The organism is Micromonospora sp. DT62, assembly GCF_049847285.1.
In the GTDB taxonomy this organism is placed as follows: domain Bacteria; phylum Actinomycetota; class Actinomycetes; order Mycobacteriales; family Micromonosporaceae; genus Micromonospora; species Micromonospora reichwaldensis.
The window spans coordinates 556,758-571,724 of sequence record NZ_JBNCOB010000001.1 but is presented as its reverse complement, the minus strand read 5'-3'; the positions used below and the strand labels follow the sequence as shown (position 1 = coordinate 571,724).

The window sequence follows — 14,967 nt, the reverse complement described above, 5'->3', positions numbered from 1 at the left end:
TGAACGGCCGGTAAATGCGTTGAGCCGGCCGGCTCCACCGACCAGGCTGGATACTCCGCCCCGGTCTGCGGAGAAGGGACTCCGTCATGCGTCTGCTCCGGGACATGTGGGCCACCTCGCCCCGCCGAATGACGATCGTGACCTGCCTGATCGTGCTCGGCGCCGGGGGCCAGGCCGCCGCCGCCGCGCTGGCCGGCCCCGTCCTGGTGCACCGCGCCGCCGGGTTCTTCGCGCTGCTCGCCGTGGCGCTGGTCGCCGCCGTCCTCACCGACCTCGCGGTGAGCCTGCTGATGGCCGGGCTGACCGCCGACTGGTCCGCCGACGTGCGGCGCCGGCTGTGCCGGGTCGCGCTCGGGCAGGACCTGCCGACCCTGGAGACCACCCCGGTCGGCGAACTGCTCGACCGCATCGACGGCGACGTCTACCAGGTCGCCGCCGCGGTGCGAAACCAGGGCGTACGGATCGCGCAGGGCCTCGCCGCGGGCGTGCTGTCGACCGTCGTCGCCCTCGCGGTGTGGTGGCCGGCCGGCCTCGGGATGCTGCTGCTGACCGTGCTGCTGGCCGTCGGGCTGCGCAAGCCCACCGCGCGGATCGGCCCGGCCCGGATGGCCGAGGAGGAGGCCTGGTCCGACCTCGCCGCGGTGATGGAGGAGGCCATCCACGGCCAGGACGACGTACGCACCAGCCTGGCCCGGCCGTACGTGCTGCGCCTCTACGCCCGGCGGGCCGCCGAGGTGCTCAGTCGCGGGGTGCGCGTGTGGCGGATGTCCGCCCAGGTCACCACCGTGGCCGCCGGCGTCATCCGGGCCGGGATCGCGGCCGTGGTGCTCGGCGGCGCGTGGGCGCTGGTCACCGGCCGGGTCGACGGCGCCCGGCTCACCGCGATCTGGCTGCTGGCCATCGGCTTCGGCATGACCGTCGAGCACGTCAGCCGGATGGTCCCCGAACTCCAGTACGCCCTCGGCGCCTGGGGACGGGTGCAGCTGCTGGCGGCCTCCCGGCAGGAGCCCGTGGGCGGGGGCGCCCCGGCCGAGGGCGACCTGGTGGTGCGGGGCCTCACCTTCCGCTACGGAGGTGCCGACGACGGGCGCGGCCCCGCGCTGCACGACGTCGACCTGACCTTCACCCGGGGCCGCTCGTACGCGCTGGTCGGCCGGACCGGCTCCGGCAAGTCCACCCTGGCGAAGGTGCTCACCCGGGCCGTCGACGTGCCGCCCGGCACGGTCTTCCTGGCCGGCGACGACGTGTGCGACCTCGACGTCGAGGCGCTGCGCCGGTGGATCGCCGTGGTGCCCCAGCGCACCGAGATCCTCGCCGGGACCCTCGCCGAGAACGTCGCGCTGTTCGATCCGGACCTGCTCGACGCCGCCGCCCGGGCGCTGCGCGAGCTGGGGCTCGACGGCTGGATCGCCGAGCTGCCCGCCGGGCTGCGGACCCGGCTGGGCGACGGCGGGCACGTGCTCTCGGCCGGGCAGGAGCAGCTGGTCGCCTTCGCCCGGATCCTGGTGCGCGACCCGCACGTGGTGATCCTCGACGAGGCCACCGCCCGCCTCGACCCGGTGACCGAGGCGCGGGTGCAGCAGGCCACCGAGCGGTTGCTGCGGGACCGGATCGGCATCGTCATCGCCCACCGCCTCTCCTCCGTACGCCGCTGCGACGAGGTGGTGGTGATGGCCGACGGCGCGGTCGTGGAGGCCGGGCCGCTGGACTCCTCGGAACGCTTCGCCGAACTGCTCGCCACCAGCCACGCCACCGCGTACGCCCACGCGGCGCCGGGCGGTCGTTCCGGCGGGGTCGACCTGCTGACCGGCCCGTCGGACCCGTGGCCGACCACCGGCCCGGACGAGGCCCTCCCGCCGGCGACGCCCCCGGTCGGCCCGCCGGCCGTCCCGTCGGCCACGCCCCCGGCCGCGCCGCCGGTCGGGGTGTCGGCCGCGCCGCCGGTCGGGGCGGTCCCCGCGACCCCGACGGAGTCGGTCGGGTCGGCCGACGGCCGGGCGGGTGAGGGCGGGTCCGCAGCCCCCGGGGAGCCGGAGACGACGTCCCCGAGAGGGCTGCGCGGACTGCGGGAGATCCTGCGGCTGTGCCTCAACGACGCGCGGTACGGGCTGGCCTCGCTGGCGTTGTTCCTGCTGGTCGTGCTCCTCGGGCTGGACGGGCCGGTGCTGCCGTGGCTCTGGGCCGACCTGGTCGACGGCACCGGCGACCCGTGGAAGCCGGCGCTGGGGATCGTCGCCGGCCTGCTGGTGACCCTGCCGGTGCCGTACCTCACCGGCGTGCGGTTTCCGCAGTGGTGGGTCCGGCAGATGCTGCGGATCAGTCTGCGCCTGGTGCACGGCCAGACCGGGCCCCGCCGGGTCAGCGGGCACACGCCGGCCGAGGTGGTGGCCCAGGGCGGCGACACCGAGCGGGTGGTGCAGCTCGCCGACAACGTGATGGACCAGGGGATCTCGCTGCTGCTTCTGGTGACCATGACCGCCGTCACCGGCAGCGTGGTGCCGGGGCTCTTCTTCGCGGGCACGATGCTGGTCTCCGGGCTGGCCGCGACGCTGTTCGGCCCCCACCTGGAACGGTCCGCGGGGGCCACCGTCGCGGCGCGGGCCGCGTTCGCCACCGCGCTGGTCTCCTCGCTGTCGGCCGCCCGTACGGTCAAACTCGCCGGGGCCACCCGCCCGGTGCTGGCCCACCTGGCCGACCTCGACGTGGTGCGCAGCGACCGGCAACGCCGGGAGATCTCCGTGCAGGTCTGGTCCCGCTCGACCCCGTCGCTGGTCAGCGGCCTGCTGCCGATCGGCGCGTGGGCGCTCTTCCTGGCCGGGCAGCTCTCGGCCGGCGCCACCCTGGTCGCGGTCGCCACCCTGGCCGCCGCCCGCTGGTTCGCGTGGACGACGGCCTCGCTGATCTCGCAGATCCCGTCGGCGCGGGTGTGGACCCGGCGGACGGTGGCGATGACCGGCGTGGAGACGTACTCGGCGGCGGTGCCGGGGGTGGACCTCGGCGAGGGGACCGCCCCGGCGCCCGTCGTGCCGCCCCGGCACCCGCTGCGCAGGCTGGAGCTGACCGGCTTCGGCGTCCGGCACACCGACGGGACGGTGGCCGTACGCGACGTCGACCTGACGGTGGAACGCGGCCAGTTGGTGCTGGTCGTCGGCCCGGTCGGCTCGGGCAAGTCGTCGCTGCTGCGGGCGCTGGCCGGCATCGCGCCGCACACCGGGCGGCTGACCTGGAACGGTGACCCCGTCACCGAGCCGGAGCTGTTCCTGCGCCCCCACCAGGTGGGCTACGTCGGCCAGCTGCCCCGGGTGCTCTCCGGCACGGTGGCCGACAACATCACCCTCGGCCACCAGGTGGACGCCGCGGCGGCGGTGTCGACCGCCCAGCTCGACCACGACCTGGCGGCGGCCGGCGGCGGGCTCGGGCTGCTGATCGGGCACAAGGGCACCCGGCTCTCGGGCGGGCAGTTGCAGCGCCTCGCGCTGGCCCGGGCGCTCGCCCCCCGTACCGAGCTGCTGGTGGCCGACGACGTGTCCTCGGCGCTGGACGTCACCACCGAGTTGGCGCTGTGGCAGGCGCTACGCGAGCACGGCGTGACCGTGGTGGGTTCGACCTCGAAGCGCGCCGCCCTGGTCCGGGCCGACCACGTCGTGGTCCTCCGCCGCTCCGGCACTGTCGCCGCCCAGGGCCCCTGGCGAGACCTGGAACCCCACTGGTCCCACCTGGCCGGCTGACCCACCCGCCCCACCCCCACCCCACGGACCGGGGCGGGGCGGGGGTGAGAGAGGGGCAGGTCAGGCGCGGGCGTACTGGGCGGGCCAGGTGGGGGTGGCGCCGAGCTTGGCGGCGGCCCGGTGCGGCCAGTACGGGTCCCGCAGGAGTTCCCGCCCGAGCAGGACCAGGTCGGCGTCGCCGGACGCGACGATCTCCTCGGCCTGCTCCGGCTCGACGATGAGGCCGACCGCGCCGGTGGCCACCCCCGCCTCCCGGCGTACCCGGGCGGCCAGCGGCACCTGGTAGCCCGGGCCGACCGGGATGGTCGCGGTGGCCGACGCGCCGCCCGAGGAGCAGTCGACCAGGTCCACCCCGGCGGCGGCCAGTTCGCCGGCGAGCACCACGCTGTCCTCGGCCGTCCAGCCCGCCGGCTCCCAGTCGGTGGCCGAGATGCGGGTCAGTACGGGCACGTCCTCGCCGACCGCCGCACGGACCGCCCGCGCCACCTCCAGGGTGAGCCGCATCCGGCCGGAGCGGTCCCCGCCCCAACCGTCGTCGCGGTGGTTCGTCAGCGGGGAGAGGAACTCGTGCAGCAGGTAGCCGTGCGCGGCGTGGATCTCCACGGCCGCGAACCCGGCGTCGACCGCCCGACCGGCGGCCGCCGCGAACGCCTCGACGACGCCGGCGATGCCCGCCTCGTCCAGCGCGGTCGGCACCCGGTAGTCGGGCACGAACGGCGCGGACCCCGGGCCGACCGGGGTCCAGCCGCCCTCGGCGTCGGGCACCCCGCCCCGCCGGGGCGCCCACGGGCGGTACGTCGAGGCCTTGAACCCGGCGTGCGCGAGCTGCACGACCGGCACCGCGCCGTGCGCGGCGACGAAGGCGGTCACCGGCCGCCAGGCGTCGACGTGCGCCCCGGACCAGAGCCCGGTGTCCTGGGGGCTGATCCGCCCCTCGGGCAGCACGGCGGTGGCCTCGGTCATCACCAGACCCGCGCCGCCGACCGCGCGGGCGCCCAGGTGCACCAGGTGCCAGTCGGTGGGCAGGCCGTCCGGGCCGGCGGTGTACTGGCACATCGGCGCCAGGGCGATCCGGTTGGGCAGGGTCACGCTGCGCAGGGTCAGCGGGGTGAACAGGACACTCATGCGGTCATCCTCTCGGATGCGGGGAGGACCCCGGGGCGGGGTCCGCCCCGACTCGTCGGGTCGCGCCAGGCAGCTCAGGCCGGGACGGGGCTCAGCTCCTCAGCGCGGCGCGGGCCGTCGCCGTCGGCGTCCGCCGGGGCGAGCGGCGACCGCCGGCCCGCCGAGTCGTACGCGGCCCGGTCCAGGGTGCCCTCGCGGGCGGCGACGATCGTCGGCACCAGCGCCTGGCCGGCGACGTTGGTGGCGGTGCGGATCATGTCCAGGATCGGGTCGATCGCCAGCAGCAGACCGGCGCCCGCCAGCGGCAGGCCCAGCGTGCTCAGCGTCAGGGTGAGCATCACGATCGCACCGGTCAGGCCGGCGGTGGCGGCCGAGCCGACCACCGAGACGAAGGCGATCAGCAGGTAGTCGGTGACGCCGAGGTCCACCCCGAAGACCTGGGCGACGAAGATCGCGGCCAGCGCCGGGTAGATCGCCGCGCAGCCGTCCATCTTCGTGGTGGCGCCGAACGGCACCGCGAAGGAGGCGTACTCGCGGGGGACGCCGAGGCGCTCGACCGAGCGCTGGGTCACGGGCATCGTGCCCACCGAGGAGCGGGAGACGAAGGCCAGCTCGATCGCGGGCCAGGCACCGGCGAAGAAGCGCAGCGGGTTGAGTCGGCCGGCGCCCACCAGCAGCAGCGGGTAGACCACGAACAGCACGATCGCGCAGCCGACGTAGACGGCGGTGGTGAACTTGGCGAGCGGGGCCACCAGGTCCCAGCCGTACGAGGCGACGGCGTTGCCGATCAGGCCGAGGGTGCCGATCGGGGCGAGCCGGATGACCCACCACAGGGCCTTCTGGACGATCTCCAGCAGCGCCCGGTTGAGCGCCACGAACGGCTCCGCGGGCTCGCCGACCAGCAGTGCCGCCGCGCCGACGACGAGGGCCAGGAAGACGATCTGGAGCACGTTGCCGTCGACGAACGCGCCGACCGGGTTGGTCGGCACGATGCCGGTGAGGAAGTCGGTCCACGAGCCGGTCCTCGTGGGCGCGGTGGCGCCGGCGGTGTCGAGGGTGACGCCGCGGCCCGGGTCGGTGAGCAGGCCGAGGCCGATGCCGACGCCCACCGCGATCAGCGCGGTGACGCCGAACCAGAGCAGGGTCTTCAGGGCCAGCCGGGCGGCGTTGGCCACCCCGCGCAGGCTGACCACGCTGACCACGATGGCGGTGAAGACCAGCGGCGGTACGGCCAGCTTGAGCAGCTGGACGAAGAGGCCGCCGACGGTGTCGAGGGTGCTGGTGAGCCAGCTCAGGTCGTTGGCGCGGGCGAGGAAGCCGAGCGCCACGCCGAGGACGAGGCCGAGCAGGATCTGCACGGAGAAGGGGATCTTGCGCAGGGCGGAAGCCATGAGGGTGTGTCCCAGGGTCTGGAGGTCGGAACGGGGCAGCGTCAGGAGAGCGGCTGCGCCGGACAGACGCCGCTGGCCTGCAGTCGGAGGTCGACATACAGGCGCACGGTCAGGTGCCAGACGTTGGTCATCGCCCGCCGAGGATAACGCCGGCCGTCGATGCTGCGGAAGGAGTCCCCGCGGTGACGCTCCTTACAGCAGGTGCACGAAGGGACCGATGCCCCATCTCAGGCGCTGCGACGTGCCCCGGCTCACCGGCGGAGGGCGACGGCGGTCGCGGCGGCCGTGCCCCACAGGACCGCCACCAGCAGCAGCAGCCGCTCCAGGACGGCGATCAGGCCGCCGCGCCCCACGAAGAGCATGGCCACGGCGGTCGCGCCCGCCAGCGGCAGGGCCGCCGCCAGGGCCACCGCGGCCAGCCGGCGCAGCGCCGACGGCGCGGCCCGGGTGAGCATGATCGCCAGCATCGCGAAGACCACCGCGGCCACCGCGAGGATGCTGGCCGCGCCGTGCACCAGGTCCGCCGTGGTCGCCCGCTCGAACGGCGGCAGCGGGCAGCCGGCGCTGCACGTCACCGCCCCGGAGACCAGCGCGAAGACGCTCCCGGCCGCGAGCAGCCCGGCCGCCGCCCGCAGCACCGGGGGCAGCGCCGCCGCGAGCAGCAGCAACCCGGCCGCCAGGGCGAAGACCCCGATCCGGTACGCCGGGGCGTACGCGCTGTCGGTGACGCCCGCCTCGCTGACGTACCCGGTCAGGCCCGGCCCCGGACCGGCGACCACGGCGACGGTCACCGCGACCGCGCCCGCGACGACGCAGGCGGCGGAGGCCGACGCGGCGGCGGCCCGGGGCGGGGCGGTACGCGGGTCGGTCCGGCGCGGCTCAGCCACGCCCGTGCGGCGTGGTCCAGCCGGAGGTGTCGGGGCCGAGCGGGACGATCCCCGTCGGGTTGATCGCCGCGTGGGTGCCGTAGTAGTGCCGCTTGATGTGGTCGAAGTCGACCGTCTCGCCGAAGCCCGGCGTCTGGAACAGGTCCCGCGCGTACGCCCAGAGCACCGGCATCTCGGTGAGCTTCTGCCGGTTGCACTTGAAGTGCCCGTGGTACGCCACGTCGAAGCGGACCAGGGTGGTGAAGAGCCGCACGTCGGCCTCGGTGATCGCGTCGCCCATCAGGTAGCGCCGGCCCGCCAGCCGCTCGGAGAGCGCGTCGAGCCGGGCGAACAGCGCCGTGAACGCCTCGTCGTACGCGGCCTGCGAGGTGGCGAAGCCGCACCGGTAGACCCCGTTGTTGACGTCCCGGTGGATCTCCGCCATCAGCGCGTCGATCTCCGGGCGGAGCTCGACCGGGTAGAGGTCCGGCGCTCCCGGCCCGTGCAGGCCGCGCCACTCGGTGGACAGGTCCAGGGTGAGCTGCGGATAGTCGTTCGTGACCACCCGGCCGGTGCGCGTGTCGACCAGCGCCGGCACGGTGACCCGCCCGGTGTAGTCGGGGTCGGTGGCCAGGTACGCCTCGGAGAGGAAGCCGATGCCGAGCACCGGGTCGAACCCGTCCGGGTCGAGGGCGAACCGCCAGCCCCGCTCGTCGCGGATCGGGTCGACCGTGCCGAGGGAGATCGCGTCATCCAGGCCGAGCAGGCCGCGCACGATCCGGGCCCGGTGCGCCCACGGGCAGGCCCGGCACCAGATCAGCCGGTAGCGGCCCGCCTCCAGCGGCCACCGGCCCTGCGCGTCCGGCCCGCCGCCGGGCGGGGAGTCGGAGTCCGGGGTGACCCGACCGGTGAACCGGTTGGGCTGGCGGACGAACTCGCCGCCGCCACTGGTCTCTGCGCTGAACTGGGCCCGGGCCATGCCGCCAACCTATCCGCTGCGCGCGCGGATATCCTGGCGGCCGGGCGTCCCCGCGACCCGGAACCGCCCGCCCCCGCCCCTTCCCACCCCCCGAAGGATCGCGCTGATGACCGTGGCATACCTGGTGGCCGGTGTCCGCACCCCGATCGGCCGCTACGCCGGCGCCCTCGCCGGCGTCCGCCCCGACGACCTGGCCGCGCACGTGATCCGCGAACTGGTCGCCCGACACCCGTCGGTGGACTGGGCGCGGGTGGACGACGTGATCCTGGGCTGCGCCAACCAGGCCGGCGAGGACAACCGCAACGTGGCCCGGATGGCGGCGCTGCTCGGCGGGCTGCCCGAGGAGGTGCCCGGCAGCACGGTCAACCGGCTCTGCGGCTCCGGCCTGGACGCCCTCGCCACCGCGGCCCGCTCCGTCGTGGCCGGCGAGGCGGACCTCGTGGTGGCCGGCGGGGTGGAGAGCATGAGCCGCGCCCCGTTCGTGATGCCGAAGGCGACCACCCCGTTCTCCCGCACCGCCGAGGTCTACGACACCACCATCGGCTGGCGGCTGGTCAACCCGTTGATGAAGAAGCACTGGGGCATCGACTCCATGCCGGAGACGGCGGAGAACGTCGCCGCCGCGTACGGCGTCGGCCGCGCCGAGCAGGACGAGTTCGCGTACCGGTCGCAGCAGCGGGCCGCGAAGGCGCAGGCCGACGGCCGCTTCGCCGAGGAGATCGTGGGAGTGACCGTGCCGGCGGGGCGGCGCGAGACCAAGCTCGTCGAGGTCGACGAGCACCCCCGGGAGACCTCGCTGGAGAAGCTCGCCGCGCTGCCCACCCCGTTCCGCGAGGGCGGCACGGTGACCGCCGGCAACTCGTCGGGCGTCAACGACGGCGCGGTGGCGCTGCTGGTCGCCTCCGAGGCCGCCGTGGCCCGCTACGGCCTCACCCCGCTGGCCCGGGTCGCCGGCGCCGCCGCGGCCGGCGTACCGCCGCGGGTGATGGGCGTCGGGCCGGTGCCGGCCACCCGGAAGCTGCTCGACCGCCTCGGCCTCGGCCTCGACGCGGTCGACGTGATCGAGCTGAACGAGGCGTTCGCCGCGCAGTCCGTCGCGGTGCTGCGCGAGCTGGGCCTGCCGACCGACGCCGAGCACGTCAACCCGAACGGCGGGGCGATCGCACTCGGGCACCCGCTCGGCGCCAGCGGCGCCCGGCTGGCGCTGACGGCCGCGCTGGAGCTGCGCCGTCGGGGCGGCCGGCGGGCGCTGGCCACCATGTGCGTCGGCGTGGGGCAGGGCATCTCGCTGCTGCTGGAGTCCGCCGGCTGACCCGGGGTCGGCCAGGGCTGCCGCCGCTGTCCGCCCGGCCCGGGGGCTCCGACGCCGTGGGCGACGAAGGCTTGTCACCGGCGAGGGCGGAGCCGTGCCGGCGAGCGGCTCCGTGACGGACATCCGACGGGCCGACGAAGTGGGTCATGGGACCTCCCGGAGCCGGCAGTACGCGGCCTAGAGTGGTGAGCACCACACGACCCGCGGGTCGGCCGGTGCCTCGCGTACCCCCACGTGACCGCGGCACCGGACCCCTCCCGCACCGCGGCGACGACCATGAGGTGCAGCAGTGCAGATGCCGGACGGACTTCCCGCCGAGATCGACCTCTCCCGGCCGAGCGCGGCCCGGGTGTACGACTACTTCCTCGGCGGGGCGCACAACTTCGAGATCGACCGGCAGCTCGCCGAGCAGATCGCCGGCATGACCCCGAACCTGGCGGCGACCATGCGCGCCGGCCGGGAGTTCCTGCGTCGCGCCGTACGCACGCTGCTCGACGCCGGCATCGACCAGTTCCTCGACATCGGCTCCGGCATCCCCACCGTCGGCAACGTGCACGAGGTCGCCCAGACGGCCAATCCGAAGGCCCGGGTGGTCTACGTCGACATCGACCCGGTCGCGGTGGCGCACAGCCGGGAGCTGCTCGCCGGCGACGAACTGACCGGGGTGATCCACGGCGACCTGCGTGAGCCGGAGCGGATCCTGGCCGCCGCCCGTGACCTCGGGCTGCTCGACTTCAACCGGCCGCTGGGCATCCTGCTCGCCGGGGTGGTGCACTTCGTCCGGGACGCCGACCGTCCCGGCGAGATCCTGGCCACCCTCCGGGCCGCCGCGGCCCCCGGCAGCCACCTGGTCGTCTCACACTCCACGTTCGAGGACCAGCCGCAGGAGATGCTCGACGCGCAGCGCCTCTCGGCGCGTACCGACACCGAGATCACGCTGCGCTCCCGGGCCGAGGTGACGAGCTTCTTCGGCGACTGGACGCTCCTGGAGCCGGGTGTGGTGCACATGCCGCTGTGGCGTCCCGACTCGCCCTCCGACGTCGACGAGCACCCGGAGCGGTTCGGTGCCTTCGGCGGCGTCGCCCGGTACGACCAGCCCACCGCCTGAGCCCATGGCCGCCGTCCCGGAGCCCGGCGGCGACGACCTCAGCCGGTCGGGCGCGCAGTGGTACGCGGCCGGGTGGGCCAGGGCGGTGCGCCGGCTCGGTTTCGTGCCGCTCAGCGCGGTGGAGACCGAGCGCCTGCTGCACGTGCACACGGTCCGGCTGGCCCAGGCCCTGCTCGCCGAGCCCTTCTCGCCCCTGCCGGCCGAGGAGGTGGGGCGCGCGCTGGTCGAGGAGCACCTGACCGAGCCCCGGGTGCTCGACTGGTCGGTGCGGGCCCTCGGCGACCGGTTCGCGGCCCGGGTGGTGCCGGGCCGGGCCGACCGGGACGGGACGGCGCAACGGGTCGCGGCGTTGCAGGGCGGACTCGCGGCCGGCTTCGCCCGCGCCCTGCGCGACCGCACCTTCGCGCAGCAGGAGCGGATCGCCCGCTCGGCCTGGCAGGCCCGCGACGACGTGGAGCAGGCCCTGCGCGACAGCGAGGCCCGGTTCCGGGCCGTCTTCGTGGGGGCGGCCACGGGGATCGGCATCGCCGGTGTCGACGGCCAGATCATCGACGTCAACCAGGCGTTCGCGGCCATGCTCGGCTACTCCATGGAGGAGCTGCGCCAGACGAACGTGGCCGCACTGTTCCATCCCGACGACGCGGCCGGGATGTGGGAGCTCTACCAGGAGCTGATCGAGGGCAAGCAGGACCGGGCCCGGGTGGAGAAGCGCTACTACCGCAAGGACGGCAGCGTGGTCTGGACGGACCTGTCCGTCTCGCTGATCCGCCACGACGACGGCCGGCCCCGGTTCACCGTCGCGATGATCGAGGACATCACCGAGCGGCACGAACTCCAGCAGCGGCTGCGCTTCCAGGCGCTGCACGACCCGCTCACCGGCCTGCCCAACCGGACGCTGTTCTTCGAGACGCTGGGCCGGGTCTTCGACGTCGCCGACGCGGCCCGCCGGGTCGGGGTCTGCTTCCTCGACCTGGACGGCTTCAAGGCGGTCAACGACAGCCTCGGCCACGACCTCGGCGACCGGCTGCTCGTGGTGATCGCCAAGCGGCTGGCCGACTGCGTCGCGGGCCGCGGCCACCTCGTCGCCCGGATGGGCGGGGACGAGTTCGTCATCCTGGTCGACGACGGCGCCGGGATCGACGACGCGGTGGGTGTCGCCGAGCTGGCCCTGGCGGCGGTCTCCGCCCCGGTCCGCATCGGCGAGCAGCAGCTCGCGGTGTCGGCGAGCGTCGGGATCGTCGAGTGCCCGGTCGGCGGGACGAGCGCCTCGGAGCTGATGAAGGCCGCCGACACCACGCTCTACTGGGCGAAGGCGGAGGGCCGGGGCCGGTGGGCGGTCTACGACCCGGAGCGCGGCGCCCGGGACATCGCCCGTTCCGCCCTGGCCGCCGGGCTGCCGGCGGCGCTGGACCGGGGCGAGTTCGTCGTGCACTACCAGCCGATCGTGTCCCTGGTCGAGGGCTCGATGCTGGCCGTGGAGGCGCTGGTCCGGTGGCAGCACCCGGAGCTGGGGCTGATCGGGCCGGACCGGTTCATCGGGCTCGCCGAGGAGACCGGCCTGATCGTCCGGCTCGGCGAGTGGGTGCTGCGGCAGGCCTGCCGGGACGCGGAGGCGTGGCGGCGCGAGTTCCCCCGGGCGCAGCTGGTGGTCAGCGTCAACCTGGCCGCCCGGCAGGCCGACGACCCGGGGATCGTGGACACGGTGGCCGACGCGCTGGCCTCCACCGGGCTGCCGGCGGATCTGCTGCAACTGGAGCTGACGGAGAGCGCGGTGATGGGCACCGCAGGGGAGCCGCTGCGGTCGCTGCACCGGCTGGCCGCCCTCGGCGTACGGATGGCGATCGACGACTTCGGCACCGGCTACTCCAACCTGGCGTACCTGCGCCGGCTGCCGATCCACTGCCTCAAGCTGGCCGGGCCGTTCGTCGAGGGCATCCGGGGCGAGGACGCCGAGGCGGTGCCCGACCACCGGGACGAACGGATCGTGGACGCGCTGGTGCGGCTGGCGCACGCGCTGGAGCTGTGGGTGACCGCCGAGGCGGTGGAGACCGGGGTGCAGGCCGAGCGGCTGCGCGCGCTGCGCTGCGACACCGGGCAGGGCCGGTTCTTCGGCCCGCCCGCACCGGCGGCGGAGATCACCGCCCGGCTACGCGACGACGACCGGGGAGCGACGGCATGAGCCTGACGGACAGCGAGGCGGCGGTCGCCGTACTCGCCGGGTTGGCGATCCTCGCCGGGCTCGCCGGGGTGGTGGTGCCGGGCCTGCCGGCGCTGCCGCTGTGCTGGGGCGGGGTGCTGGTCTGGGCGATCTTCGGCGGCGCCGGGCCCGGCCGCTGGGCGGTGTTCGCCGCCGCGACCGTGGTCGCCGCGGGCGGCACCGTCGTCAAGTACGCCTGGCCGGGGCGGAACCTGAAACGCACCGGGGTGCCCACCTCGTCGCTGCTCGCCGGCGGCCTGCTGGGCCTGGTCGGCTTCTTCGTCATCCCGGTGATCGGGCTGGTGCTCGGCTTCGTCGGCGGGGTGTGGGCGGCGGAGCGGCTGCGGCTGGGCGACTCCCGGCTGGCCTGGCCGGCGACGAAGCAGGCGGTCGCGGCGGCCGGCCTGTCCATGCTTGTCGAGTTCCTCGCCGGCCTGCTCGTCGCCGTGCTCTGGGTGACCGGGCTGCTGCTCACCTGAGCCGGTGCGGGCGGTGCCGGGGTGCTGTGGTGCGGGCGGCGCGGGGCGGGCGTCGGGTACGGCGCAGCGCCGTACGAGTGAGAGAGAGGTGACGTGCCCCGCGCCGCCGCGTGCCGGGCGGTCCGAGCGCCCGGCGGTGGCCCGTCGCGATCGGGCCTGGTCACGGGCTCAAGCATGCGGTCCACGAGCCGGCGCGGCAAGGTAATTTGCCCGGCTCGGCCGGCCTGCCCACCCGCGGGCGCCGGGCGTGCCGGCCGGGCGGGCGGCAAGGGCGGGCGGACGGAGGCAGGGCGCGAGGGCGGACGCTGCGAGGCGGGCCCGGGTGCGTGCCGGGGCGGTTGCCGGGATGCCCGGCGGGGCATTGACGGTCGACCGGTTCAGCCAGTAGACCTTGGTGATGGAGGCCCGCCGATGAGGAAAGCTCCGCTCACGTTGGAACAGCTGCGGGTCGCCGTCGCAGAGGGTGAGATCGACACCGTGGTGCTGGCCCTGATCGACATGCAGGGCCGGTTGCAGGGCAAGCGGTTCCACGCGCCCTACTTCCTCGACCAGGTGGCCGCGCACGGCAGCGAGGGCTGCAACTACCTGTTGGCCGTCGACGTCGACATGAACACGGTCGACGGGTACGCGATGTCGAGCTGGGAACGCGGCTACGGCGACTTCGCCATGGTGCCGGACTTCGACACCCTGCGCCGGGTGCCCTGGCAGCCGGGCAGCGCGCTGCTCCTGGCCGACCTGGCCTGGCTGGACGGGTCCCCGGTGGTCGCCTCGCCCCGGCAGATCCTGCGCCGGCAGCTCGACCGGCTGGCCGCGCACGGGCTGACCGCGTACGCCGGCACCGAGCTGGAGTTCGTGCTGTTCCGCGACTCGTACGAGGACGCCTGGCAGCGCGGCTACCGGGACCTGACCCCGGCCAACCAGTACAACGTGGACTACTCCCTGCTCGGCACCGCCCGGGTGGAGCCGCTGCTCCGCCGCATCCGGCGGGAGATGGCCGGGGCGGGGCTCACCCCGGAGAGCGCGAAGGGGGAGTGCAACCTCGGCCAGCACGAGATCGCCTTCCGCTACGACGAGGCGGTGGCCTGCGCCGACCACCACGTGATCTACAAGAACGGGGCGAAGGAGATCGCCGCCCAGGAGGGCATGTCGATCACCTTCATGGCCAAGCCGAACGCGCGCGAGGGCAACTCCTGCCACATCCACTTCTCGCTGCGCGACGCCGACGGCCGCTCGGCGATGCTCGGCGACGGGCCGGCGCACCTGTCGACGACCGGGCAGCGGGTGCTGGCCGGGCTGCTGGCCACGATGCGCGAGTTCAGCCTCCTGTTCGCCCCGAACATCAACTCGTACAAGCGCTACCAGCCCGGGTCGTTCGCCCCCACCGCGCTGCGCTGGGGCACGGACAACCGCACCTGCGCGCTGCGGCTGGTCGGGCACGGCCAGGGCATGCGGGTGGAGAACCGGGTGCCGGGGGCGGACGTCAACCCGTACCTGGCGATCGCGGCCCTCGTCGCCGGCGCGGTGCACGGCATCGAGCGCGAGCTGGAACTGGGCGAGGAGTGCACCGGCAACGCGTACGACGATCCGGCCGCCGACCGGGTCCCCGGCACGCTCCGCGACGCCCTGGCCCTCTGGGAGGGCTCGACGGTGGCCGCCGAGGCGTTCGGCGACGAGGTGACGGCCCACTACGCCAACCAGGCACGGATCGAGCTGACGGCCTTCGACGCCGCCGTGACGGACTGGGAACTGATCCGTGGCTTCGAACGCCTCTGACGAAGGAGA

At 75.0% G+C, this 14,967-nt stretch carries 10 protein-coding genes; 6 read left to right on the top strand and 4 right to left on the bottom strand.

Features of this window, described 5'->3' with window-relative positions:
• Window positions 1-86: 86 nt before the first annotated feature.
• Window positions 87-3,728, top strand: coding sequence for an ATP-binding cassette domain-containing protein (locus ACPXCB_RS02545; protein ID WP_425871799.1), 3,642 nt, complete (start codon window positions 87-89; stop codon window positions 3,726-3,728).
• 60 nt (window positions 3,729-3,788) lie between these two features.
• Here ACPXCB_RS02545 and ACPXCB_RS02540 read toward each other — a convergent pair whose 3' ends face one another.
• The 4 genes from ACPXCB_RS02540 to ACPXCB_RS02525 all read right to left on the bottom strand — a co-directional run bounded on the left by ACPXCB_RS02540 (window position 3,789) and on the right by ACPXCB_RS02525 (window position 8,089).
• On the bottom strand, window positions 3,789-4,853 hold the full coding sequence (locus ACPXCB_RS02540) for an NADH:flavin oxidoreductase/NADH oxidase (protein WP_425871796.1): 1,065 nt from the start codon (window positions 4,851-4,853) through the stop codon (window positions 3,789-3,791).
• A 74-nt stretch (window positions 4,854-4,927) separates the two neighbouring features.
• Window positions 4,928-6,232 (bottom strand): dicarboxylate/amino acid:cation symporter, encoded by a 1,305-nt coding sequence (locus ACPXCB_RS02535; protein ID WP_425872133.1) that lies wholly within the window; start codon window positions 6,230-6,232, stop codon window positions 4,928-4,930.
• A 263-nt stretch (window positions 6,233-6,495) separates the two neighbouring features.
• The gene (locus tag ACPXCB_RS02530) at window positions 6,496-7,131 is read right to left on the bottom strand and encodes a DUF998 domain-containing protein (RefSeq protein WP_425871793.1); all 636 of its coding nucleotides are present in this window, start codon (window positions 7,129-7,131) and stop codon (window positions 6,496-6,498) included.
• Window positions 7,124-8,089, bottom strand: coding sequence for a glutathione S-transferase family protein (locus ACPXCB_RS02525; RefSeq protein WP_425871790.1), 966 nt, complete (start codon window positions 8,087-8,089; stop codon window positions 7,124-7,126). Before ACPXCB_RS02525 ends, ACPXCB_RS02530 begins: the two co-directional genes overlap by 8 nt.
• Window positions 8,090-8,195: 106 nt before the next feature.
• Between ACPXCB_RS02525 and pcaF the strand changes: the two genes are divergently transcribed.
• The 5 genes from pcaF (at window position 8,196) to ACPXCB_RS02500 (ending at window position 14,958) form a co-directional block, all read left to right on the top strand.
• The gene (gene pcaF, locus ACPXCB_RS02520; RefSeq protein ID WP_421457793.1) at window positions 8,196-9,401 is read left to right on the top strand and encodes a 3-oxoadipyl-CoA thiolase; all 1,206 of its coding nucleotides are present in this window, start codon (window positions 8,196-8,198) and stop codon (window positions 9,399-9,401) included.
• Window positions 9,402-9,690: 289 nt separating this feature from the next.
• A complete protein-coding gene (locus ACPXCB_RS02515) occupies window positions 9,691-10,509 on the top strand; it encodes an SAM-dependent methyltransferase (RefSeq protein ID WP_425871786.1) in 819 nt (272 codons plus the stop codon).
• Between the two features lie 4 nt (window positions 10,510-10,513).
• Window positions 10,514-12,688: a putative bifunctional diguanylate cyclase/phosphodiesterase gene (locus tag ACPXCB_RS02510; protein WP_425871782.1), complete on the top strand. Its 2,175-nt coding sequence runs from the start codon at window positions 10,514-10,516 to the stop codon at window positions 12,686-12,688.
• Window positions 12,685-13,185, top strand: a complete 501-nt coding sequence (locus tag ACPXCB_RS02505; RefSeq protein ID WP_425871780.1) for a DUF456 domain-containing protein — start codon at window positions 12,685-12,687, stop codon at window positions 13,183-13,185. Before ACPXCB_RS02510 ends, ACPXCB_RS02505 begins: the two co-directional genes overlap by 4 nt.
• A gap of 411 nt (window positions 13,186-13,596) precedes the next feature.
• On the top strand, window positions 13,597-14,958 hold the full coding sequence (locus ACPXCB_RS02500; protein WP_425871777.1) for a glutamine synthetase family protein: 1,362 nt from the start codon (window positions 13,597-13,599) through the stop codon (window positions 14,956-14,958).
• The last annotated feature ends 9 nt before the right edge of the window (window positions 14,959-14,967 follow it).

What these genes read in the sequence shown, in the direction of transcription:
- ACPXCB_RS02545 (WP_425871799.1), top strand. Translation starts at nt 87, where the DNA reads ATGCGTCTGCTCCGGGACATGTGGGCCACCTCGCCCCGCCGAATGACG.
- ACPXCB_RS02540 (WP_425871796.1), bottom strand. Translation starts at nt 4,853, where the DNA reads ATGAGTGTCCTGTTCACCCCGCTGACCCTGCGCAGCGTGACCCTGCCC.
- ACPXCB_RS02525 (WP_425871790.1), bottom strand. Translation starts at nt 8,089, where the DNA reads ATGGCCCGGGCCCAGTTCAGCGCAGAGACCAGTGGCGGCGGCGAGTTC.
- pcaF (WP_421457793.1), top strand. Translation starts at nt 8,196, where the DNA reads ATGACCGTGGCATACCTGGTGGCCGGTGTCCGCACCCCGATCGGCCGC.
- ACPXCB_RS02510 (WP_425871782.1), top strand. Translation starts at nt 10,514, where the DNA reads ATGGCCGCCGTCCCGGAGCCCGGCGGCGACGACCTCAGCCGGTCGGGC.
- ACPXCB_RS02505 (WP_425871780.1), top strand. Translation starts at nt 12,685, where the DNA reads ATGAGCCTGACGGACAGCGAGGCGGCGGTCGCCGTACTCGCCGGGTTG.
- ACPXCB_RS02500 (WP_425871777.1), top strand. Translation starts at nt 13,597, where the DNA reads ATGAGGAAAGCTCCGCTCACGTTGGAACAGCTGCGGGTCGCCGTCGCA.